General features: G+C 53.8%; 22 protein-coding genes. 15 read left to right on the plus strand and 7 right to left on the minus strand.

What is annotated here, in order from left to right; all coding sequences use genetic code 11:
• Positions 1-45: 45 nt before the first annotated feature.
• Positions 46-1,020 carry a polyprenyl synthetase family protein gene (locus SYN_RS01255; RefSeq protein ID WP_011416169.1) on the minus strand — a complete coding sequence of 325 codons (975 nt, stop codon included), beginning with the start codon at positions 1,018-1,020 and terminating at the stop codon, positions 46-48.
• 207 nt (positions 1,021-1,227) lie between these two features.
• Positions 1,228-2,229: a peptide-methionine (R)-S-oxide reductase MsrB gene (msrB, locus tag SYN_RS16895; RefSeq protein ID WP_202943611.1), complete on the minus strand. Its 1,002-nt coding sequence runs from the start codon at positions 2,227-2,229 to the stop codon at positions 1,228-1,230.
• Between the two features lie 248 nt (positions 2,230-2,477).
• Here msrB and SYN_RS01265 point away from each other — a divergent pair, with 248 nt between their 5' ends.
• The 6 genes from SYN_RS01265 (at position 2,478) to SYN_RS01290 (ending at position 7,641) form a co-directional block, all read left to right on the plus strand.
• Positions 2,478-3,320: an MlaE family ABC transporter permease gene (locus tag SYN_RS01265; RefSeq protein WP_049749865.1), complete on the plus strand. Its 843-nt coding sequence runs from the start codon at positions 2,478-2,480 to the stop codon at positions 3,318-3,320.
• An 8-nt stretch (positions 3,321-3,328) separates the two neighbouring features.
• Positions 3,329-4,570, plus strand: coding sequence for an ABC transporter ATP-binding protein (locus SYN_RS15625; protein WP_011416172.1), 1,242 nt, complete (start codon positions 3,329-3,331; stop codon positions 4,568-4,570).
• A gap of 4 nt (positions 4,571-4,574) precedes the next feature.
• The gene (gene mlaD, locus SYN_RS01275) at positions 4,575-5,057 is read left to right on the plus strand and encodes an outer membrane lipid asymmetry maintenance protein MlaD (protein ID WP_041584584.1); all 483 of its coding nucleotides are present in this window, start codon (positions 4,575-4,577) and stop codon (positions 5,055-5,057) included.
• Positions 5,058-5,084: 27 nt separating this feature from the next.
• Entirely contained in the window at positions 5,085-5,666 is a 582-nt protein-coding gene (locus SYN_RS01280; protein ID WP_158302885.1) for an MlaC/ttg2D family ABC transporter substrate-binding protein, read from the plus strand.
• A 32-nt stretch (positions 5,667-5,698) separates the two neighbouring features.
• The gene (locus SYN_RS01285) at positions 5,699-6,748 is read left to right on the plus strand and encodes an MlaA family lipoprotein (RefSeq protein ID WP_011416175.1); all 1,050 of its coding nucleotides are present in this window, start codon (positions 5,699-5,701) and stop codon (positions 6,746-6,748) included.
• A 92-nt stretch (positions 6,749-6,840) separates the two neighbouring features.
• Positions 6,841-7,641, plus strand: a complete 801-nt coding sequence (locus tag SYN_RS01290) for a hypothetical protein (RefSeq protein WP_011416176.1) — start codon at positions 6,841-6,843, stop codon at positions 7,639-7,641.
• Positions 7,642-7,691: 50 nt separating this feature from the next.
• Here SYN_RS01290 and SYN_RS01295 read toward each other — a convergent pair whose 3' ends face one another.
• Complete coding sequence (locus tag SYN_RS01295; RefSeq protein ID WP_041584585.1) at positions 7,692-8,054, minus strand: hypothetical protein; 363 nt, start codon at positions 8,052-8,054, stop codon at positions 7,692-7,694.
• Between the two features lie 356 nt (positions 8,055-8,410).
• Between SYN_RS01295 and SYN_RS01300 the strand changes: the two genes are divergently transcribed.
• A complete protein-coding gene (locus tag SYN_RS01300) occupies positions 8,411-9,472 on the plus strand; it encodes an alcohol dehydrogenase (RefSeq protein WP_041585237.1) in 1,062 nt (353 codons plus the stop codon).
• Positions 9,473-10,637: 1,165 nt separating this feature from the next.
• On the opposite strand, the gene SYN_RS16155 is transcribed toward SYN_RS01300, so the two are convergent.
• The 4 genes from SYN_RS16155 to SYN_RS01325 form a co-directional block, all read right to left on the minus strand.
• The gene (locus tag SYN_RS16155; protein WP_011416182.1) at positions 10,638-10,811 is read right to left on the minus strand and encodes a hypothetical protein; all 174 of its coding nucleotides are present in this window, start codon (positions 10,809-10,811) and stop codon (positions 10,638-10,640) included.
• Positions 10,812-10,873: 62 nt separating this feature from the next.
• Positions 10,874-12,235 (minus strand): 30S ribosomal protein S12 methylthiotransferase RimO, encoded by a 1,362-nt coding sequence (gene rimO, locus SYN_RS01315; protein ID WP_011416183.1) that lies wholly within the window; start codon positions 12,233-12,235, stop codon positions 10,874-10,876.
• Positions 12,232-14,433 carry a DNA translocase FtsK gene (locus tag SYN_RS01320; RefSeq protein WP_011416184.1) on the minus strand — a complete coding sequence of 734 codons (2,202 nt, stop codon included), beginning with the start codon at positions 14,431-14,433 and terminating at the stop codon, positions 12,232-12,234. The genes rimO and SYN_RS01320 overlap by 4 nt, the downstream gene beginning before the upstream one ends.
• Positions 14,430-15,194 carry a lysophospholipid acyltransferase family protein gene (locus SYN_RS01325; protein ID WP_011416185.1) on the minus strand — a complete coding sequence of 255 codons (765 nt, stop codon included), beginning with the start codon at positions 15,192-15,194 and terminating at the stop codon, positions 14,430-14,432. Before SYN_RS01325 ends, SYN_RS01320 begins: the two co-directional genes overlap by 4 nt.
• 283 nt (positions 15,195-15,477) lie before the next feature.
• On the opposite strand from SYN_RS01325, the gene SYN_RS16160 reads away from it, so the two are divergent.
• The 8 genes from SYN_RS16160 (at position 15,478) to SYN_RS01360 (ending at position 21,068) form a co-directional block, all read left to right on the plus strand.
• Positions 15,478-15,639, plus strand: coding sequence for a hypothetical protein (locus tag SYN_RS16160; RefSeq protein WP_158302886.1), 162 nt, complete (start codon positions 15,478-15,480; stop codon positions 15,637-15,639).
• Positions 15,636-16,169 carry a DUF4416 family protein gene (locus tag SYN_RS01330; protein WP_011416187.1) on the plus strand — a complete coding sequence of 178 codons (534 nt, stop codon included), beginning with the start codon at positions 15,636-15,638 and terminating at the stop codon, positions 16,167-16,169. Before SYN_RS16160 ends, SYN_RS01330 begins: the two co-directional genes overlap by 4 nt.
• Positions 16,170-16,264: 95 nt before the next feature.
• On the plus strand, positions 16,265-17,149 hold the full coding sequence (locus tag SYN_RS01335; protein ID WP_011416188.1) for a YicC/YloC family endoribonuclease: 885 nt from the start codon (positions 16,265-16,267) through the stop codon (positions 17,147-17,149).
• On the plus strand, positions 17,142-17,765 hold the full coding sequence (gmk, locus tag SYN_RS01340) for a guanylate kinase (RefSeq protein WP_011416189.1): 624 nt from the start codon (positions 17,142-17,144) through the stop codon (positions 17,763-17,765). Before SYN_RS01335 ends, gmk begins: the two co-directional genes overlap by 8 nt.
• Before the next feature lie 45 nt (positions 17,766-17,810).
• Entirely contained in the window at positions 17,811-18,086 is a 276-nt protein-coding gene (rpoZ, locus tag SYN_RS01345) for a DNA-directed RNA polymerase subunit omega (protein WP_011416190.1), read from the plus strand.
• A complete protein-coding gene (pyrF, locus tag SYN_RS01350) occupies positions 18,076-18,819 on the plus strand; it encodes an orotidine-5'-phosphate decarboxylase (protein ID WP_041584587.1) in 744 nt (247 codons plus the stop codon). The genes rpoZ and pyrF overlap by 11 nt, the downstream gene beginning before the upstream one ends.
• 30 nt (positions 18,820-18,849) lie before the next feature.
• Complete coding sequence (rlmB, locus tag SYN_RS01355) at positions 18,850-19,599, plus strand: 23S rRNA (guanosine(2251)-2'-O)-methyltransferase RlmB (RefSeq protein WP_011416192.1); 750 nt, start codon at positions 18,850-18,852, stop codon at positions 19,597-19,599.
• Positions 19,600-19,856: 257 nt separating this feature from the next.
• The gene (locus tag SYN_RS01360) at positions 19,857-21,068 is read left to right on the plus strand and encodes a type II secretion system F family protein (RefSeq protein WP_011416194.1); all 1,212 of its coding nucleotides are present in this window, start codon (positions 19,857-19,859) and stop codon (positions 21,066-21,068) included.
• Position 21,069 lies beyond the last annotated feature (1 nt).

Consider the following 21,069-nt stretch of genomic DNA (forward strand, 5'->3'; position numbering starts at 1 on the left):
CCTTGAATCATTTGGATGCTTATTTTCCGGATCGAGTTGCAAAAGTTAAAGATCCCGATTCAGCACGAACTCCGAAACGGCGAACAGGGCCTCCTTCGCCGGCCCCTCAGGCAGACCGGCCAGAAAGGTTCTTCCCTCATCAATCAGGGTTTCGGCCTGATTCAGGGCGTCGGTAATGCCGTCATAGCGGGAGATCAGAGTCAGTATGTCACCGGCCGGCATTTCCCGCGTTCTTCTTTCAGCCAGGGCCGTCTCGATGAACTTCCTTTCCTCCGGAGTACAGCGCTTCAAGGTGTAAATCAGTGGCAGGGTCATCTTGCCTTCGTTGAGATCCTTGCCGATGACTTTTCCGAAATCTTCTTCCCGGGCAACGTAATCCAGCGTGTCGTCCGTCATCTGGAAAGCCGAGCCCAGCCGCAGCCCGAACTGCTTCAGGGCTTCGATCTGATGGACTTCGGCGCCACCCAGATAACCGCCCAGGGCGCAAGCCGCGGAGATGAGAATGGCGGTCTTTTTCTCAATAATTTTCAGATAATCCTCTTCCGTCAGGTTGACTTCTCCACATTTGATCAACTGAAAGACCTCCCCTTCCGACATGACGTTGGAAGTGGTTGAAATGAGGTGCATGATCTCCATGCTGCCGTCCTCCGCCATAAGCTGGTAGGCCTTCGAATAAAGAAAATCGCCGACCAGAACGACGGCGGCATTTCCCCAGATATTGTTGGCCGAAACTTTGCCTCGGCGGGATTCCGCCTTGTCGATGACATCGTCATGGAACAGACTCGCGGTATGGATGAACTCGAGAACCGCGGAAAGCGTATGACAGCGTCTTCCCTGATAACCGAACAGGTCGGCGGATATCAGCAGCAGCAGTGGACGGAAGCGCTTGCCGCCGCTGCCCAGAAGGTGGGTGACAATTTCGGGGATGATGGCGACCTCGGAACGAAGATGAAATTCCATTTCCTCTTCAACGCGCTTCAGCTCCGCACCGTAACGGGAAAAAACATCCTGAATCTGCATGAAAACTCCTGGCTTTGCCGGACAGGCTCTTCTGACACGAAGGACTGTCGTGACCAGTCAAAACCTGTCCGGCTGATTCTGATTAAGAAACGATGTGGAATTCAGAGGCAATGAACGGACTGATGAGGTAAACCGCTGAACCTGCGGAACTATAGGGGAATCGTCCGGGAATGTCAATCCTTTCCGCCCGTGTACTGACCTTTTGTTCTATTTGAACAGTTCGGCGTACTTGCCGTAGCCTTCTTTTTCCAGGTCTTCTTTCGGGATAAAGCGCAGAGCGGCGGAATTCATGCAGTATCTCAACCCTGATGGTCTGGGCCCGTCGGGGAAGACATGGCCGAGATGGGAATCGGCATGGCGGCTTCGAACCTCCGTACGGCGCATGGAGAGGGAATGATCCTCCCTTTCCACGATGTTATCCGGCTCGAGAGGCTTCGAAAAGCTCGGCCATCCTGTGCCGGAATCGTATTTATCCCGGGAACTGAAAAGCGGTTCCCCGGAGATCACGTCCACATAGATTCCCTCTTTCTTATTATCCCAGTATTCATTGCGAAAAGGAGGTTCCGTGCCCTCCTGCCGGGATACATGATATTGGAGAGGCGTCAGGGTCTTTTTCAAGGTGGCGTCATCCGGCCTTCGGTAGGGGGCGCCACTGCCCGACGGGGTCTTGCCGGCTTCCTTTCGCCATACCTTTTCCTGAAACGAATCCCGGCCGGAGTGAAAACGGTAGAGCTTGTATCGTCCCGGATTCTTTTCGGCGAAGTCCTGGTGATATGCTTCGGCTTCATAAAACCTTGTGAAGGGAACAATATCCGTGACAATGGGCTTGTCGAACCTGCCTGAGTTCTGCAGATCCTCCTTTGATTTTTCCGCTGCCTTCTTCTGCACGTCATCGTGATAGAAAATGACGCTCCGGTAATGGGCGCCCCGGTCAACGAACTGTCCACCCCTGTCCGTCGGATCGATGTGCCTCCAGAAAACGTCCAGCAACTGCCCATAGGTGATTTTCCGGGGATCGAAGGTGATTTGAACGGCTTCGACGTGTCCGGTTCTGCTGTAGTTTTCGTAGGTCGGCCGGTCTTCCGTGCCTCCGGCGTATCCGGAAACCACTTTGACGATGCCGGGGATTTTTTCGAAATCGGCCTGCAGACACCAGAAACAGCCGCCGGCGAACGTGGCGACCTGAGTTGTTTCCCCTTGTTCTGTCATTTTATTTCTCCTTTCTAAGGAAGCGTTGTTGCCTTCACATCCCCAGGTCAACACCAGGATCGCAATGAGCAGAAAAAACTTTTTCATGATAATTCTCCTCTGGAGATTTTTATCTCTACATAAAGAATTTGGGGATGAATTTCGTTTTGTCCAGTCGAGGAAACTTATTCTTGACTTGCGGCGCGGGGGATTGATATGCAGAACTGCTGTTTAAAAAACTTGCTCGAACGGAGACCGTGACCGTGGCGATGCGTCCGGATATTCAGGAAAGTTCCGAGGAAAAAGCAGGGTGGAATGCCATCAGGCTGCTGTCCTGGCCGTTTGCCCAACTCGGAAGATCGGTGATCAGCTGGATCAACAATTCCGGGGCTGCGGCCATCTTCCTACTGCTCGCTGCCCTGAAAATCTTCCGTCCCCGGCAGCTGATGAAGATCACTCAGCAGATCTATTATATCGGGGCGCGTTCCACGATGATTATCATGCTGGTCGGGCTTTTTACCGGCATGGTCCTGGGGCTCCAGTCCTACCATGCCCTGGTTCAGGTGGGCGCGGAAGGGGCGCTCGGCACCCTCGTCGCCCTGTCGCTGATTCGGGAACTGGGCCCTGTTCTCACGGCGATCATGATAACCGCCAGGGCCGGTTCGGCGATAACAGCCCAGATCGGTATTGAACGCATCTCGGAGCAGATTGACGCTCTTGACACCATGCACATTGATCCATTGAGATACCTCATCAGCCCGAGAATCGCGGCGGCAATCATCAGTTTTCCCGTGCTTACGGCGCTCTTTGACCTCATCGGCATACTGGGCAGTTACATTTCCGGGGTCCTGATCATGGGAGCGAATGCCGGCACCTTTTTTCATCGGGTTCAGTCCAGCGTGGAAATGTCGGATGTCAACGAGGGATTTATCAAGGCCATTGTTTTTGCTGTTATCGTTTCCACCGTCTGCTGTTATCAGGGCTATTTTGCCCACATGCGTCCGGACAGCCACGGGGCCAAGGCCGTCGGCCTCTCCACAACCTCGGCCGTTGTGCTTTCCTGCGTGCTGATTCTGGTATCGGATTACGTGGTCACTTCTCTTCTGATTTAGAGGAGCTTATGGATATACCATTGATTGAATTTCAGGACGTGACGAAACGCTTCGGAGACCGAACCGTTCTGGACCGGGTCAACCTGAAGATCTATGAAGGGGAGGTCACAACCATCATCGGCCTCAGCGGCGGGGGGAAAAGCGTTCTTCTCAAGCATATCATCGGTTTGCTCAAACCGGATGAAGGGACTATTCTTTTCCGGGGAAAGCCTCTGAACGGGATGTCCAAAAAAGAGAGGTATGCCGCCCTCGGGAGGATGAGTTACATGTTTCAGGACAATGCGCTTTTCGATTCCATGACCGTTTATGAAAATATTGCGCTGCCTCTCCAGGAGACGATGAACCTGAAAAAAAAGGAAATCGAGCGCCGGGTCATGGCGAGAATCGAACAGACGGAACTCATCGACGCTGTTCACAAGTATCCCTCCGAACTCTCAGGGGGCATGCAGAAACGAGTGGCCCTGGCGCGGGCGCTCGTCATCGATCCGCAGATCGTCCTGTTCGATGAACCTACTTCCGGTCAGGATCCCGTCCGGAAAAACGCGATTTTGAGCATGATTGCCCAGTATCAGAGAAAATTCGGATTTACAGCGGTTCTGGTGAGTCATGAAATTCCAGATGTATATTTTATTTCCAACCGGATTCTCGCTCTTTATGATCGAACCATCGTTTTTCAGGGGACTGTGGAGGAGCTTGAAGATTTCGAGCACCCGTTCAAGGATGAAGTCATCCGCAGTCTGGAAGGGCTGCAGGAAGAGTTGACGGGGCTGCGGTCCAAGCGGCAGTTCAAGGTCCTCTATCATGCGAATCTGAAACGCAGCGCATTGGGTGAGAGCTATACGGTCCTGGTTTTCACTCTGGAGGCTCTGGATGCCGTTATCACCGCTTTGGGTTACGATGCGGCGCAAAAGACGATTCATTACATGGGATTGTTTATTGATAAACACTTTGCTCCCATCGGGGGCTTTTCCACCCGTATCAGTTTTAACGAATTTGTGACCATGCTTCCCTATTCGGATCGGGCTGAGGCAGAGGCCATTGTGAAGGATTTTATCCCCGATCTGCAGGAAGGAATCCGTCAAATCCAGGAGGGAACAAGGAGGAAGGCGACTTCCGGAGAATGCATCGAATTTGTCGTTCATGCCGGACTGGCCCAGGGGAACCCTCTGGAAGAAATAGATTCCGTCATCGAGTCCGCAAAGCGTCAACAAAAAGAAATTGGCCGACTACAGTGCGCCACGCAGGAGTGAATTCATGAAAAAGTACGCCATGGAAACAACGGTAGGCATCTTTCTCGCTGTCGGAATTATCCTGATCGGGTACATGACCGTGAAACTCGGTCATGTCTCCCTTTTCGGCGATGACACCTATAAATTGTCTGCCCGCTTTACCTCGGTGTCCGGTCTGCGGTCAGGCAGTCCTGTGAATATGCTGGGCATCGAAATCGGCAGGGTGGAAAAGCTTGCCATAGACCAGCAGGATCTGCGGGCTGTCGTGGAAATGAGTATCAGGAAGGACATCAAGATCTATGACGACGCTATTGCCTCCATCAAAACGGAAGGACTCATCGGTGACAAATATCTCAGCATCGATCCGGGGGGCGGCGGAGATCCTCTTCAGCCGGGCGGGACAATTACGGAAACGCAGCCGGCGCTGGATATCGAGAACCTCGTCAGCAAGTACGCCTTCGGAGAGGTAAAAAAAGCGGACAGTACGGATAATACAGACAAAAAATAAAAAGGATGAATTATGAAGAGACTGTTCATGAACGTTATTTTCCTGTTGCTTCTGCTGTTGCCTTCATCTGTATTTGCCGGTGTGCCTCTGGATACGGTTCAGGTCAATGTGAACAAGGTGCTTGAGGTTCTGCGCGATCCGGCACTCAAGCCGGCGTCAGCCAAAACGGTAAAAAAAGAGAAACTCCGGGTGATCTACGAGCGCATGTTCGATGAGGTCGAACTGTCCCGGCGCGCCCTGGCGAGACACTGGAACAGCCTCAACGCCGCTCAGCGTCAGGAATTCGTTCATCTCTTCCGGCAGGTGCTGGAGAATGCCTACATCGACAAAATCCTGTCCTATACGAATGAGAAAATTGTTTTTGACAGAGAGAGAATGCTGTCGGCAAACCAGGCCGAGGTTACGACGAGAATTGTGACGTCTTCCAAGACGATTCCCATCACCTACCGGGTCATTCAGAAGGGAGGCATCTGGAAGGTCTATGACGTCGTTGTGGAGAACGTCAGTCTGATCCAGAATTACCGTACGCAGTTCAATGAAATCCTGAACGGTCAGAAGCCCGAACAACTGCTTCAGACCCTCAGGAAAAAGGTGAAGGAACAGCAGTAAAATCCAGGCAAAACGAAAGAGGGGTTCTGTCCATGAAAAAGCTCCGCTTATCCGTTTTTTTTCTTCTTGTCCTTAGCATTGTTGCGGGTTCCGCCGATCGATCGGATGCTTCGATTTTCCCGGCGGGAACTGTGGCGCCCTTACAGCAGGGGATTGCAGGAGAATCCATTCATGAAGCCCCTGTTGTTCGGGGATTGCCGGAAATGTCTGCAACGCCCGGGCCGATGCATGTCCAAGGCATGCAGATTTGCGCTGCCGCAGCCGTAAGGACTGAAGAGAAGGCAGAAGGAGACGAAGAAGCCGGGAACGTTTCCGACCCGATGGAATCCCTTAATGCGCCGGAGGCGGAAGGTGCAGAGGAAACAGATGTTTCCGATGACCTGGAATCGGACTATCTGCCGGAAGAAGGTGAGGAGCAGCCGACAGTAACGATCTCCGATCCCCTGGAGCCCTTCAACCGGGCCATGTATCATTTCAACGACAAGCTTTATTTCTGGCTGCTCAAGCCCGTGGGCCAGGCCTATGGCAAGGTTGTACCCGAGCCGGCGCGGATCAGTGTCCGGAATTTCTTTTCCAATCTGGCCTTTCCGTTCCGATTTCTAAGCTGCCTGCTGCAGGCGGATTTCCGCGGCGTTGCCACGGAAACAGGCCGTTTCACCGTCAACACAATCTGGGGTATCGGAGGTTTTCTGGATGCGTCATCGAGCAGGGAGTTGAATATCCCGAAACAGGATGTGGATCTGGGGCAGACCCTCGGTGTTTACGGTGTGGGGCATGGGTTTTATTTCGTCTGGCCGGTATTCGGTCCTTCCAGTCTGCGGGATTCCGCAGACATCGTGGGTGGATTTTTCCTCGATCCCGTTAATTATCTGAATCCCTGGTACACGCCGGCGGCCGTTCATGGATATGAAGCGGTAAACGAGACCTCCCTGACTATAGGGGATTATGAGGCGCTCAAGGGAGCGGCCATCGATCCTTATGTCTCCATCCGGGATGCCTTTGTCCAGTACCGGAAGAAGAAGATTGACGCCCGGAAGGTCAAGATGGAACATTCTGGATCGGTGGAAACGCAGAAAAAATGACCGGACGGTAAGGGTCGAGCAAGGGCATCCTTGCTGCAAAGCCTCAAGGAGACTGTGTCGCAGGCAGAACAAAAGGAAATCGGGGGGACGGAATGATTGAGAAAATTCTTAAATTCACAACGATTGTCTTTCTGATCTTATTTTTGATTTCAGGAACCGCTGCCGCGGGCGGCCTTTTCGGTCCACCGCAGCCTCTTTCCAGGAAGGACGGCGGGTTGAATACCGCCATCGGATATGCGCACCATGAGAATAAATTCGAGAATGGTGAAGAATACGTCATCAGGCAGAAGCAGATTTACTCGCAGGCAGCCTGGGGTGCCAGTAATCTCTGGGAAGTATATGGAAGAATCGGCATCGCCGATCTGGAAATCGACGATGCCTTTCGATCCTCTGGATCGACAACGTCGTCCCGATTAGATTTCGAAGACAGGGAAAACATCTTTGGCGCCCTGGGGGCGAAGGTCTTCTATCCCTTCCGGAAGACCCTTGGAATCGGAATCTTCATCCAGGGTTCTTACTTCTTCAGCGACTTCAGGGACAACGTTTCGGGCATTTCAAATGGCAGATTTTATACCACGGAACTCAAAGTGAAAAACCTCTGGGATATTGAATCGGGAATCGGTCTGCAGGCCGTAGGACCCTGTGGGATCAAACTGTATGCCGGACCCTATGTCTATTATTCCGAAGCCGATGTATCCCCGTCGAGGAGCATTGCGGGACTTCGATTGGCGGCCGGCGAGGGTACGATAAAAAACAGGAGGGAGGCGGGAGGCTTTGCGGGTATTCTTGTGCCTCTGGGCAAAGGGTTTCATCTGAATATGGAAGGCCGGTATTCCGAGAAGTTTTCGGCTGGGATTGCCGTTTCCTACACCTATCAGAATCGCCGGCCGTAAGGTTTTTCGGCCTGAGGGCCTTCTCGCGGAATTATTGTATCTACAAGAAGTTATGAGGGGTCGGAAAGATCGGCGATTTTTCCTGCGTAGTTTTTGAGCAGGGTATCCATCTTCCGGATGCAGGGTTGCCAGGTCTTGAGGAAATGATCCCAGAAAAAGGTCTGGACCAGGACGAAGCGATTGCGGGCTGACCCGGCGTGCTTCATTTTCTCTTCGAAGGACGTCTGCAGAGTGCGCAATCGCCGGCGCCTGTCTTTATCTTCAATGCCGTTGAAAAATTCGTCAAGAAGCCGTTTGCGCTCCCGTTCGAAGGTCAGGCGGTCTTCCACAAAGAGCCTGGCCATGTATTCGTGTCGTTTCAGATATTCCGCTTGCCGCTGTTCCTTCTCTTCTTCCCATCGAAACCGGTCCATGGAAAGCCTCCTCGCTTCAGGAAACAAACGAACATGTTGATTCTCCTCCAGCACTCAGAAAGGGGTGCCGAGATGACTGTCGCTTTAAACACTGCAGAACTTTTCTTAATATTTAACACCAGTTCCACACTCTGTCAAAGTGCAATTTCCCGGTCGGAACCCCTGATATGACAGGTTTGTCCCGTTCCGGGTCATAAAAGATATCAAGGCGGCGAGGCAGAGGCGGGGCAGGCGTATACAATCCAACCATCGAGGAATCGATCATGAAGACGGCGAAGAGAGCGCTTTGACATGGAATTGCATGACATGGTCATCCGTCGATCATTTCAATGAAGGAAAAACTGGAGGGTATCAGAATGGACGACACAATGAAAGCGATGGTGTACCGTGGGCCCGGTCGGTACGGCTTGGAAGATGTCCCGGCGCCCGTCATCCTGGAACCCGATGATGTCATTGGCAGGGTCACGTTATCGTCGATTTCGGGCAGCGATGTTCAGATTGTCCATGGCGGCCTGCCGGAAGTTAGAACTCCGCTGATCGTCGGCCACGAATTCTGCGCTGAAATCATGGAAGTCGGTCCAGCGGTGAAAAGTCTGAATGTCGGAGATCGGGTCGTCGTCTCCTGCGTCGCCTTCTGCGGGGAATGCCGGTCCTGCAGACAGGGCCTCCATGCCCGCTGCGAAAAGACGGGGTTCGGCTCTTTCGGGATGAATGGGCCGGACGGCGGCCAGGCGGAATACGTACGCCTCCCGGGGGCCGATCGTTACTGTTTCAAAATTCCCGAATCCCTGACTTTTCAGGATGTCCTGTTCTGCGGCGATGTCCTGTCGGCGGGCTATTACGGGGCGGAAATGGGGGACATTCAACGCGGTGAAACGGTGGTCGTGGTGGGCGCCGGTCCGGTCGGTCTGTGCGCCATGGCGTCGGCAAGGCTCCGGGAACCGTCGCGGATTATCGCCGTCGACACCAATCCGTACCGGCTGGATGCGGCCCTGAAAGCAGGCGTGGCGGATCTGGCCCTCAACCCAGTGAAGGATCGCGTTGTTGAAATCGTCCAGGGACTTACCGATGGGCGGGGCGCCGACAAAACCATCGAATGCGCGGGCATGCAGACCACGTTCGATATCGCCTTCCAGGCCGTCCGGGGCGGAGGGAAAATCGCTACCGCCAGCATTTTTCAAAAACCGGTGACTGTTCCTCTGGATGCCGCCTGGGGCAGAAATATCAGCCTGAGCTGGGGGTTCGCGCCGATCGATCGGATTCCGAAACTGATCAGGCTGATCGAAGAGGGAAAAATCAATACCGGCTTCTTATGCACCCATCAAGCGCCGTTAAACGACATCCTGCGAGGCTACGACATCTTCGGCAACAGGAAGGACGGCTGCCTGAAGTGGCTGGTGACGCCATGGGAACATTAGAATTTATGCAGAGCTCCTCGATATTTAGAACTCTGTTTCCTGCGTAATTGCCGCCGGATGCCTGTATTTAGCAACTTTCAATCGGCTGCCCTTTCAAATCAGGTGATTCCGGGCACGGAACAGGAGGATATGCCGCGACAGCAATCCGGCAATCCTGAGTGACGATTATTGATAAAGTTGCCGGAGGGGCTTCAGGAAGTTCAGTTCCATGGCCTCCAGACTGTCGAGGAGAACGGACATTTCCTGCCTGGAAAGATAACCTTTCTCATGTGCATGAACATGGTGGGAGGCTCCGGCTGCACCTCCTCGGGAAAAAGGTGAATCTGCCGTTTCTTTTTTGCCTTTTCTTTAGACTTGGCCTGCCGTTTTACGATTGCATTCTTATTTTTCTTCATCATCTGCCTGTATCTATGGTTTTGATCCTGAAATTGTATCCGCTTGCCGATCAGGGAGCAGGGAATTCCGCCTTGAAATGTCATACGCCATGTATGAGACTTCCAAGATCAAAAATCTGCTTATAGAGCTACTTCGAAATAGTCCGGCAATTATTCATGCGGCGGGCGCCACACAACTGGATTACAGTAACTCCTTTAACGATCTGCAGCTATTCCAAAGAAATCATCAGTTCTGACTTCCATTTCCTGAAACTGCCGGATCGAACCGCTTCGGATAAGGCATCGTAATCATTGGCGTGAGGAACTTGAACAGTATCTCAGCGGTAATTTCTTGAATTCAAGGGCTTTGTTCAATTCCTCGAAATGTCTGCTGCCATCGCGATGCTTGACGACATTTTTCTTCGAATCATCACCATCCTTTTTAATTTCCACGATAAGGATGTCATTCCCTTTTTAAGAATGACGTCAGGGTTTAAATTTTCCTGCCTTGTTATCGCCTTTGCCTTCGTTTCCGGTTTCTATGAGTAGGGAAAGAAGTAAGATGCTTTATCGGGATTCTTGATGAAGGAATCGATGAGGTCGGCATGGTCGTAAAACTTTTGCATGAAACGGCATTCTGGAGTGCAGGAAACGTAAACGATTCCCAAGGGGGTTTTGAGTTTCTTTTTATCGACGTGATGAAGATTATTCTTTAAATTCGGATGATTACGTCCGCTCTCCTGCAAGGGCATGCCGGATCGAACACCTTTGCCCTCTCCTTTCGATGATGCTCAGGTCAAGAAGAAACTGGACATCGCGATAGGCTGTACCACGCACCACATGTCGAGATAGGGCATGGAAACCGGGCCGGAAGCGGGATGTTCGTTGTCAAAAAGAATCGGGCTGCAATGGTTCATCAAAAAGGGGGCCGTGGCAATAAAGCCTGAAACGGCGGCCCGCTCCAATTCGAGCTCCTTTTGGACAGAACTGATGAAGACGCGTTTTTTGTCAGATATGTCGTTTTCCTTCAGTCCGGTGACGAAATCACTTCAGCAAAAAGATCATAATCATCCGCAGCGACGATCCGGCATTGAACCAGGGAGCCAGGCAGGAAGGGCTGCTTCCCGCCTTTTACGTAGGTAAGGCCGTCGATGTCCGGGGCCTGGCGGCGGCAGCGGCCGATCATGGGATAATCGGGAGACGAACTCGGTCCTTCAATCAGCACCTCCTGAAGGGAGCCCACCAGAGTCTGGTTGATCTCATGGGAGATGACAGCCTGTTCTTCCATCAGCAGATTGCGCCTGGTCTCTTTCGTTCGTTGCGAGACCTGGCGGGGGAGCTTTTCTGCCGGAGTCCCTTCTTCGGGCGAATAGGGGAAAACCCCCAGATGATCAAAACGGGTTTCCTGAACAAAGGCGATAAGGCGATGAAACTTGGCGGGCGTTTCACCGGGGAAGCCTGTGATGAGAGAGGTCCGGAGGGCGAGATCGGGGATGACTGCCCGGGCGCGCTCCAGGCTATTCCGGATCAGGTGGCTGTCGCCCCGGCGTTTCATGGCCGCGAGGATGTCGTCATCGATGTGCTGGATCGGGACATCCAGGTAGGAACAGATCCGGTCCTGGTTGGCGATGACGTTCAGCAGTTCATCCGTCAGGCCGGTCGGATAGGTGTAGAGAATGCGAATCCAGGCCAGAGTGTTAAGCCCAGCCAGTTCCCGCAGCAGGAGGGCCAGGGTCGGTTTCCCTTCCAGATCCCGGCCGTAGGCGGTGGTATCCTGGGCGACGAGGATCAGTTCGCGGACGCCCCGATCCACCAGGTCTTCCGCTTCCCGGAGGATGTCCTCGATTGGTCGGCTGCGCGCTTTTCCCCGGAGCCGCGGGATGATGCAGTAGGAACAGCGGTTGGAGCACCCCTCGGCGATCTTGAGGTAGGCGCTGTACGGGGGCGTGGAAAGAAGACGGGGATGGCCGGCGTCCATGAGAAACAGGGGATTGGTGACGATGACGCGATTCTTCTCTGAATGTTTTCCTTCCATCAGAACCCGGAGATGGTCCGCAATGTTGGGCACCTCGGAAATTCCCAGGAACAGGTCAACCTCGGGGAGTTCCGCCGCCAGTTCCGCGCCGTATCGCTGGGGCAGACAGCCGGTGACAATCAGGTGCCGGCATTTGCCCGCTTTCTTCCACTCCGCCAGGCGAAAGATCTCGTCAATGGATTCTTCCCGCGCCGGGAGGATGAAGGCGCAGGTGTTAAGCAGCAGGATATCGGCTTCTTCAGGGCCGGATACGATCCGGCAACCCGCCTGTTCCAGCAGGGCGGCCATGACTTCCGAATCGATGAGATTCTTCGGGCAGCCGAGGCTGACGATATGGACGGAGGTTTCTCTCATCGCGGCATCTTTCCGACCAGGACCTTCCGGGGTTTCGCGCCGTCGGAAGGACCGACGATGCCTTCCGCCTCCATGCGCTCGATGAGGCGGGCGGCCCGGTTGTAGCCGATCTTCATGTAGCGCTGGACCAGGGAAATGGAGGCCTGACCAAGATCCGTCACCAGTTCCACGGCTTCGTCGTATTTTTCGTCAAAGTCCTCATCGCCTTTTTCCGCTTCCTTCGAATCCGCGTCCACTTCATACTGGGAAATGGATTCGTCATAAGTAGGTTGCGCCTGCTGTTTGATGTATTCGGTAATCCGCTCGATCTCCCGGTCGGAGACGAAGGCCCCGTGAATCCGCGTCATTCTGGCGGAGCCAGGGGGGATGAAGAGCATGTCCCCGGAGCCCAGCAGGCTTTCCGCGCCCTGCTGGTCGAGGATGGTTCGGGAGTCCACCTTGGAGGAGACCTGGAAGGAGATGCGCGTGGGGAAGTTCGCTTTGATCAGGCCGGTGATGACGTCCACGGAGGGGCGCTGTGTCGCAAGCATGAGATGGATGCCTGCCGCCCGGGCCATCTGGGCCAGCCGGGTCAGGGAATCCTCCACGTTTTTCTGGGCGACCATCATGAGGTCCGCCAGTTCATCGATGATAATGACGATGTAGGGCAACTTTGAGGGCGAATCCTGCGAAACCTGTCCGGATGGCATCAGTCCGGGCAGGGGCTGCTGTTGAGGAACGGCAGGGACCGCCTTGTTGTAGGAGTCGATGTTCTTGACGCCGGCCGCCGCGATCAACTGGTAACGCCGCTCCATTTCCTCCACTGCCCACTTGAGAACCTGAGCCGCCTTCTTGGGATTCACCACCACGGGATGGAGGAGATGGGGGATGCCTTCATAGGAGGACAGCTCCAGCCGTTTGGGATCGATCATGAGAAACTTGACCTCCTCCGGCGCGGCCTTGAGCAGGATGCTGCAGATCATGGCGTTGAGGGAAACGCTTTTTCCCGAGCCGGTCGTCCCGGCGATGAGCAGATGGGGCATGCGGGTCAGGTCCGTGACCATCGGGACGCCGACGATATCCTTGCCCAGGGCGATGGGAAGGACCAGGCGGGATTCCTGGAAGGCATCGCTGTCCAGAACTTCCCGGAGATAAACGGTTTCCCTGTTGCCGTTGGGGATTTCGATGCCCACGGCGGCCTTTCCGGGGATCGGAGCCATGATCCGGATGCTGGGCGCCTTCAGGGCGAGGGCGAGGTCGTCGGAAAGGGTCGTGATCCGATTGATCTTGACCCCCGGCGCCGGTTCCAGTTCGTAGAGGGTCACGACAGGGCCGGGCTGAACTTCCACGACTTTCCCCTCCACGCCGAAATCGGCCAGAGTCTTCTCCACAGTCCGGGAATTGGCCAGCAGGGCGTCTTTCCTGATCTTCGTATCCTTCCGCTCCTTGAAGTCAAGGAGCGAGAGCGGCGGCAGCGTGTAAGCCCCCCGGTGCGGAGGATGGATCGGGAGAGCCGGTTCCGGTGGCGGCTCTTTTGCCGTTGCCGTTTGAGATACCGTTTTCTGCGTGCTGATGCGCGGGGATTTTTCTTTCTTTTCGGCCAGGAGGGGTTTCCCTTTCCGGAACAGACGCATCAGGGCCTGCCCACCGGCTGTCATCCCCGCCTTCAGATGGTTTCCCGTAGACAGAAGCGAGAAACGGAAGAGGATCATCAGGGAAAGGGTCAGGGTAACGAAGAGCAGAATAAAGGCTCCCGCGGAACCGAACCAGGACGACAGCAGACTCGTCAGCCCCTCACCCAGCAGTCCACCGGATCGGAGCGAAACGCCAAAGATGAAAAATTCCGGAGCCAGAAGAGAAAGAAGTCCGCAGAAAGCCGTCATCACGGCGAGGAATCCGAAGACGCCCGCTTTTCCCGATTTGATGTCCGGCCGGATAAAATGCAGGACGGATATCAGCAGCAGGCCGGCGGGCAGCAGAAAAATTCCCAGGCCGAACAGCCGGATCAGGGTGTCGGCAAGATAAGAGCCGAATCGGCCGATGAGATTATGGACCGGACCTTCCGTGGGGACGAAGTGGGTGAAGGAGGGATCCTGTGGAGACCAGGAGAAAAGACACAGGAGAAGAAAAAGGGCCGCGGTCAGACTGATGACGCCATGAATTTCATGGTTCCATGAGGAACGGGAGGGCTTATTATGATTCGAAGAATTATTTTTCATGGATCTATCCTGGAGGTGTCAGTGCATCTCCCGTTGGGATGGATGCCGGCGGAAATCTGATATTTCCGGTAGTTGCCGACGATGGTGTTGCGCACTTCGTCAATAAGCTGCTGGCGGGTTTCAATCGTGTAGCCACTGACATCGATGGGCTTGTCGATGATCACCCTGATTTCGCCAGGCGTGATCTTCAGGGAGCGCTTTGGCATGACGGCGCTGGTGCCGATGATCGTGATCGGAATAATGGGGACTCCGGCCTGGATCGCCAGATGGAATGTCCCCTGTTTGAACCGTTGGATCGTTCCATCGCTGCTTCTTGTCCCTTCGGGGAAGGTCATGACGGAATGCCCCTTTCGAATGATATGCGCCGCCTCTTCCATGCTTTTCAAGGCGCTGTCATGATTTCTCCGGTCAATGGGAATGTAACCCGCATTCCGCATGGCGGCGCCGAACAGGGGGATCCTGAAGAGTTCCTTTTTGGCAATCCAGCGGAACGGAACAGGCACGCTGGCCAGGGCGACCAGGGTGTCCACGTCACTCTGGTGATTGGCTGCAAAGATTTGAGGACCGTCGATAAGAACGTTGTGGCGGCCGTATATCTTGACGGGAATATGGGAAAGAGAAAGCAGAATCCTCGCCCAGAGCCGGGCGAGTTTGTGAATGCGGTTTTCTCCCGCGCCGAGGAGGGAGAAGACCACAGCCCAGAAGCACAGGACCGCCGTGATGGACACCCCCACAAGAATCAGCAGAATCGAACGGATCATGATCTCTTTCCCTGTTTGGCGATCAGAATGAATCCTTCGGAATATCCTTGATCAGGAAAACAGTCTGTTATTATTTCCTGTTTATTCATACATAAGACCTCATTTTACAGGCTCTTTCCTCTACTTGATAATCCCGGTGAAGTCAATCAGGAATACCTCGGTGCCGCCCTTTCAGCAGGATTTCAAGGCAAGAAATTCATTGACAAACCTTCCTCATGATAATAGCATCGGTCGCCCATTGGCAACAGAATCAGCTTGGCATATTACAGTGCGATTATCGGACATGGAAACAGGGACAGACAGGAAAACTGGACGGGAAACCGTCGGCCGTTTCCCAGGTGACGCGGTGCAGGGTATCGGGGAGGATGCCCCGGCCGGTATCCTTGAACGGGTGTCCGGGACGGTGGAAACGGCAGCTCGCCGGAAGCAGATCAGGGCCCTATGAGTCGGCCAAAGGCTGCGGAACCGGTCAAGCTGATCATGAGTCTGTTCGCGGTCGGACCGGATGTTCTGCGCGACGTCCTTGCCCGTCTGATCGAGACTTACGGGATGACGGATTTCATCAGCGGGCGGCTTCCTTTCGAGTATACATCCTATTACGCACCGGAAATGGGACCTTCGCTGCTGCGGCGTTTTGTGTCTTTCGAAAAACTCATCCGACCGGAATGCCTGCCCGATGTCAAGAATCTGACCAATGAGCTGGAGGAGCGGTTTGCCGTGGAAGGGCGCAGAACGGTCAATATAGATCCCGGTTATATCGCCCAGGCCCATCTGATTCTGGCCACGGGAAAGGGATACACCCACCGGCCTTATCTTCGGGATGGAATTTACGCCGACCTGACCCTGATGTTCAGTCATAAAACCTTTCGAACGCTTCCCTGGACTTATCCCGATTACGCGGAAAAATCCTGTATTGAAATGTTCAATAAGATCCGGGCAAGGTATGTCGAGCAGTTAAAGGAGCTGAAAGGCTGAAGTTGCACGCGGTCAAAAAGGAGCGCGGCGGCGGGGTTGACGCAGCCCTTCCGCATTGCATCAGCGATGAATTTTGAAGGATGGGGTGAAAAGTTATGATCAGCAGCATGACCGGTTACGGAAGGGCGGAATCCACAGAGGAGGAGAAAAAGGTCGTGGTTGAGATGAGATCGCTCAATCATCGGTATCTGGAAGTTTCCCTGCGGCTGCCGAACCTCTTTCTTCCCCTGGAGATGGAGATCAAGAGAAAAATCGGTGAGCATTTTTTCCGGGGACGGATCGATGTCAGCATTAAGATGGATTCAGACATCTGGACCGGAAATGGTGAAAGGTATACCCTCAATCTGCCGCTGATAAAAAATTATCATTCTCTGCTTGGGGAAATGAAAAAGGAACTGGATCTTACAGAAGAGATTACACTGGGCATGCTGTCGCGCTTCAAGGATGTCTTCATCCCGGTGGAAACGGTTCCCGATCTGGAGGCCAGCTGGGCAAGGGTGGAGCCGATCTTCAATGAAGCGATGGCCAACCTGGAGACCATGCGGAAGAAGGAAGGCGATATTCTCTATCGCGACTTGATGGTACGGATCGGACTGATCCGGAACTCCCTTGAGGAAATCATCAAAAGAACGCCCGTGCTTCTTGAGGAATATCACTCGCGTCTGGCAGCCCGGGTTCGGGAATTGACAAACGGCCTGGTGGTCGATGAGGCGCGCCTGGCACAGGAAGTGGCGGTAATGGCGGAACGGAGCGATATTACGGAAGAAACCGTTCGCTTCCGCAGCCATCTCGAACAGTTTGAAACGATGATGAACAGCAAGGAAGCTGTGGGACGGAAGATCGATTTTCTCATTCAGGAAATGGGAAGGGAGATCAATACAATCGGATCCAAGAGCAGTGATGCCCTGATTTCCCGGCAGGTTATCGAAATCAAGAGTGAACTGGCGAAACTGAGAGAGCAGGTGCAGAATATTGAATAAAGCGGGTCAGGAAGCAAGAGGGTTTTTCATCGTTCTTTCCGCGGCATCGGGCACGGGAAAGACGTCGATACGCCGGATTTTTCTTGAACGGTGTCCCGAGGTGCAATTTTCCGTTTCCTACACGACCAGAACGGCCCGGCCGGGAGAGGTGGACGGTCAGGATTACTTTTTCGTTACGGAGACGGATTTTCGGGAGCGGATTGATCAGGGTGAATTCGCCGAATGGGAAGAGAACTACGGTCGTTACTACGGGACGTCGGGAAAAGTGATGACCCGGGTTCTGGAGCAGGGACGCGACATGATCCTGGATATCGAACCGAGAGGGGCAAAGACATTGAAAAAGAACTACCAGGGTGGTATCTATGTCTTTGTTTTGCCTCCCTCTTTGGCAGAGCTGAAGGCGCGGCTGCGGAAAAGGGGGGAATCGGAAGCCGAAATCAGGAAACGCCTCGATAAGGTCCGGGAGGAGATTGCGGAAGCCCGTGGTTACGATTATGTCATTTTCAATGATTCGCTGGAAAAGGCGGTCGAACGTCTCCAGGTGATTTATCAGGCCGAAAAAAGTCGAGCTTCGAGAATGAGTAAACAGATTCAGGGTGTTCTGGATTCTGAGTAAATATAAACATAAGCAGGAAATATTTTTCAGGGAGGCCTGTTCAACATGGCAAGAATTACTGTTGAAGATGCTTTAAAGGTTGCAGGGAATCGTTTCGCACTGGTTTTGCTGGCCGTGCAGAGGTCCAAGCAGCTTTTGAGGGGTGCCAGACCGTTGACCAACGTTCGCAACAACAGGGAGATTGTCGCGGCACTTCGGGAAATTGCGGATAACAAGGTTTATTTCTCTCATCCGGAATATCTGATGGGGGCCAAGGAAGATTTCAAGCTCATCGCGGACGATACGACGGAATTTATCGGTGACGAAGACTATGTCGAATAAGGAGTCATTGGAGAAGCTTATTTTCGCCCTGGATATGGGGGGCGGACTGGATGATGTCATGTCCTGGGTGCGGCGTCTTGCGGGCCATGTCGGGGTATTCAAGGTCGGCAAGGAGGCCTTTACCCGTTTCGGCCCACAACTTGTTCAGAGTATTCAGGAAACAGGATCGCGGGTTTTCCTGGATCTCAAGTTTCATGATATCCCCAATACGGTAGCCAGGGCCGCGGAAGGGGCAGTGGAGCTGGGGGTCGCCATGTTCAACGTCCATGCTCTGGGCGGGATGAGCATGATGACCGAGACTGTCGAATCCGTGAAGAAGATGGCTGGGCGCCGGGAACTGCCCATGCCCCTGATTCTCGGGGTTACGGTTTTGACCAGCCTCAATGATGAGGATCTTCAGCGGCTTGGTTTTACCTGTACAACGGGAGAGCTGGTCCTGAGACTGGCGCGCATGGCGCAGGATGCCGGCCTGTCCGGCGTTGTGGCTTCGGCGCAGGATGTTGAAGCCATCAGAGCGGCCTGCGGCAAAGACTTTGTGATCGTAACCCCCGGAATCCGTGGACTGGCCCGGGTTGCCGGTGATGATCAGAAACGCGTCCTCACGGCTGAAGAAGCTGTCCGGCGGGGATCGGATTATCTGGTGATCGGCAGGCCCATCCGTACAGCGGAAGACCCTGTGGCTGCGGCGGATGACTTCTGCCGGGAAATCGCACGGGGGCTGAGTGCAAGATAACCCCATGATACCTGAGCGACAGAGACGGCCATGGAGGTGATTTACGGCGTCAATCCTTTAAGAGAAGCGCTGATCAGCGGTGGAGAAGGAGTGACGAGAATTGTAGTCGCCCGGGGCCGGAGTGAGTCGTCGATCAGCGAGATTCGGACCCTGGCGAAGCAGCGGGGGATTCCTGTGGAGATCCGGGAGCGGTCGTTTCTGGACGACCTGGCCGGTCATGCCTCTCACCAGGGTGTCCTTGGTGTCTGCACGGCTTATCGCTACCAGGATCTGGATGCCGTGATTGCCAACCGTCATCCCTCCTGTCCTTACGATCTGGTGCTTATTCTGGATGGAATTCTGGATCCTCATAACCTGGGGGCGCTCATCCGGAGCGCTCACTGCTTCGGAGCCAACGGCATTATTCTGCCCGAGCGCCGTGCGGCTTCCGTGACAGGAACCGTCATCAAAACATCCGCCGGCGCCGCCCGTCATATTCCCATAGCCCGGGTTGCCAATCTTGCCCGTGCCCTTGACGAACTGAAAACAAAAGGGTTCTGGATTTTCGGCGCTGATGCGCGTGCAGATCAGTCTGTATCCGACCCTGATTACCAAGGCGCCGTGGGTCTGGTCATGGGGGGGGAAAGCAAAGGCCTGAGGCCGCTGATCCGGAAGAAATGCGACGATTTGATCTCCATTCCCATGCTGGGTAAAATCGATTCGCTGAACGTCTCTGTATCTGGAGGGATCATTCTCCATGAGATCCGGAGAAAAAACTGTCCGTTATCATTCACGACCTGATTTCAAGTACGGATCAGAGATGAAACCAGGGTGGCAAGAGGGGTAAACACAGGCGTATTGAAGCGTGCGTAGAGGAGCTTCCGGCGAAGCCGTCTCAGAATGTGCTGGGGTAATGAATTGAAACAAGAGAAAGATTCCAGAGTGACGTAAGATTTATTGCCGTTGTCTTGAGCGAAGGGGCACTTTCCCGGGATGCCTGGATCCAGGGAAGGGCAGAGGTTTTTGCCGGCCAGTCATGACCGGAAGGAGTTGTTGCCATGCCGGAGTTCCTGTGGGAAGCAACCACCCGGAGGGGTGAAGTCAAAAAGGGGGAAATGAAGGTTGCGGATGAAGCCGCTTTACGAACGCTGCTTCGCCGGCAGGGTTTAAAATCGATCACGATCAGGAAAAAACCCAAGGATCTCCTCGAATATCTACCCTTCCTCAAACAGAAGGTCAAAGAGAAGCAGATCGTCGTCTTCGCCCGAATCTTTTCGACGATGATCAATTCCGGCCTCCCGTTGATTCAGTGTCTCGATCTCCTGGCCCAGCAGGAAACCAACAAAACCTTTGCCAAGGCCATCACGGCCATAAAAGAAGATATTGAAGGCGGTTCATCTTTGACCGATGCCTTGAAAAAGTATCCGGAAATTTTCGATGAACTGTTTGTAAATCTTATTGCGGCGGGGGAGAGTGGCGGCATTCTGGACGTCATCCTGGGACGTCTTTCCACGTACATGGAAAAAGCCATGAAACTCAAACGCAAGGTAAAGGGAGCCCTGACCTACCCGATCAGCGTTCTGGTGATTTCCATCGGTGTGGTGACTCTGCTGCTGTTGAAGGTCATTCCCGTATTCCAGAAGCTGTTTGCCGACATGGGAGGGGCGTTGCCGGCGCCGACTCAGTTTCTGGTCAATGCCAGCGCGTTCATGCAGAACTATTTTGTCTATATGGTTGCCGGCGTCATTGCCGCTTTCTTTGCGTTCAAACAATTTTACCGCACCGAAAAGGGAACTGTTCTGGTGGACAGTATGCTGCTGAAAATGCCTGTCTTCGGTCCGCTCCTTAAAAAGGTAGCAGTAGCCAAATTTACCCGAACCCTTTCCACGATGATGAGCAGTGGTGTCCCGATCCTCGATGGTCTTGCCATTGTGAGCAAGACATCAGGAAACAGGATTGTGGAAGAGGCTCTGATGAATACCAGACGGAGCATCAGTGAAGGAAAAACAATCGCGGAACCGCTTGAAGCATCGGGACTTTTTCCTCCCATGGTCGTTCAGATGATTGCCGTGGGCGAACATACCGGCGCCCTGGATGCCATGCTGGCTAAAATAGCGGATTTTTATGATGATGAAGTGGATGCCGCGGTAAGCGCCATGACCGCTCTGCTGGAACCTTTCATGATGGTGTTTCTGGGAGGCGTTGTCGGCGGAATGATTATTGCGATGTACCTGCCAATCTTCCAGATGGCTTCCGTGGTGGGGGGATAAA

It is taken from the genome of Syntrophus aciditrophicus SB (genome assembly GCF_000013405.1).
GTDB lineage: Bacteria > Desulfobacterota > Syntrophia > Syntrophales > Syntrophaceae > Syntrophus > Syntrophus aciditrophicus.

What these genes read in the sequence shown, in the direction of transcription:
- SYN_RS01255 (WP_011416169.1), bottom strand. Translation starts at nt 1,020, where the DNA reads ATGCAGATTCAGGATGTTTTTTCCCGTTACGGTGCGGAGCTGAAGCGC.
- msrB (WP_202943611.1), bottom strand. Translation starts at nt 2,229, where the DNA reads ATGACAGAACAAGGGGAAACAACTCAGGTCGCCACGTTCGCCGGCGGC.
- SYN_RS01265 (WP_049749865.1), top strand. Translation starts at nt 2,478, where the DNA reads ATGCGTCCGGATATTCAGGAAAGTTCCGAGGAAAAAGCAGGGTGGAAT.
- SYN_RS15625 (WP_011416172.1), top strand. Translation starts at nt 3,329, where the DNA reads ATGGATATACCATTGATTGAATTTCAGGACGTGACGAAACGCTTCGGA.
- mlaD (WP_041584584.1), top strand. Translation starts at nt 4,575, where the DNA reads ATGAAAAAGTACGCCATGGAAACAACGGTAGGCATCTTTCTCGCTGTC.
- SYN_RS01280 (WP_158302885.1), top strand. Translation starts at nt 5,085, where the DNA reads ATGAACGTTATTTTCCTGTTGCTTCTGCTGTTGCCTTCATCTGTATTT.
- SYN_RS01285 (WP_011416175.1), top strand. Translation starts at nt 5,699, where the DNA reads ATGAAAAAGCTCCGCTTATCCGTTTTTTTTCTTCTTGTCCTTAGCATT.
- SYN_RS01290 (WP_011416176.1), top strand. Translation starts at nt 6,841, where the DNA reads ATGATTGAGAAAATTCTTAAATTCACAACGATTGTCTTTCTGATCTTA.
- SYN_RS01295 (WP_041584585.1), bottom strand. Translation starts at nt 8,054, where the DNA reads ATGGACCGGTTTCGATGGGAAGAAGAGAAGGAACAGCGGCAAGCGGAA.
- SYN_RS01300 (WP_041585237.1), top strand. Translation starts at nt 8,411, where the DNA reads ATGGACGACACAATGAAAGCGATGGTGTACCGTGGGCCCGGTCGGTAC.
- rimO (WP_011416183.1), bottom strand. Translation starts at nt 12,235, where the DNA reads ATGAGAGAAACCTCCGTCCATATCGTCAGCCTCGGCTGCCCGAAGAAT.
- SYN_RS01320 (WP_011416184.1), bottom strand. Translation starts at nt 14,433, where the DNA reads ATGAAAAATAATTCTTCGAATCATAATAAGCCCTCCCGTTCCTCATGG.
- SYN_RS01325 (WP_011416185.1), bottom strand. Translation starts at nt 15,194, where the DNA reads ATGATCCGTTCGATTCTGCTGATTCTTGTGGGGGTGTCCATCACGGCG.
- SYN_RS16160 (WP_158302886.1), top strand. Translation starts at nt 15,478, where the DNA reads ATGGAAACAGGGACAGACAGGAAAACTGGACGGGAAACCGTCGGCCGT.
- SYN_RS01330 (WP_011416187.1), top strand. Translation starts at nt 15,636, where the DNA reads ATGAGTCGGCCAAAGGCTGCGGAACCGGTCAAGCTGATCATGAGTCTG.
- SYN_RS01335 (WP_011416188.1), top strand. Translation starts at nt 16,265, where the DNA reads ATGATCAGCAGCATGACCGGTTACGGAAGGGCGGAATCCACAGAGGAG.
- rpoZ (WP_011416190.1), top strand. Translation starts at nt 17,811, where the DNA reads ATGGCAAGAATTACTGTTGAAGATGCTTTAAAGGTTGCAGGGAATCGT.
- pyrF (WP_041584587.1), top strand. Translation starts at nt 18,076, where the DNA reads ATGTCGAATAAGGAGTCATTGGAGAAGCTTATTTTCGCCCTGGATATG.
- rlmB (WP_011416192.1), top strand. Translation starts at nt 18,850, where the DNA reads ATGGAGGTGATTTACGGCGTCAATCCTTTAAGAGAAGCGCTGATCAGC.
- SYN_RS01360 (WP_011416194.1), top strand. Translation starts at nt 19,857, where the DNA reads ATGCCGGAGTTCCTGTGGGAAGCAACCACCCGGAGGGGTGAAGTCAAA.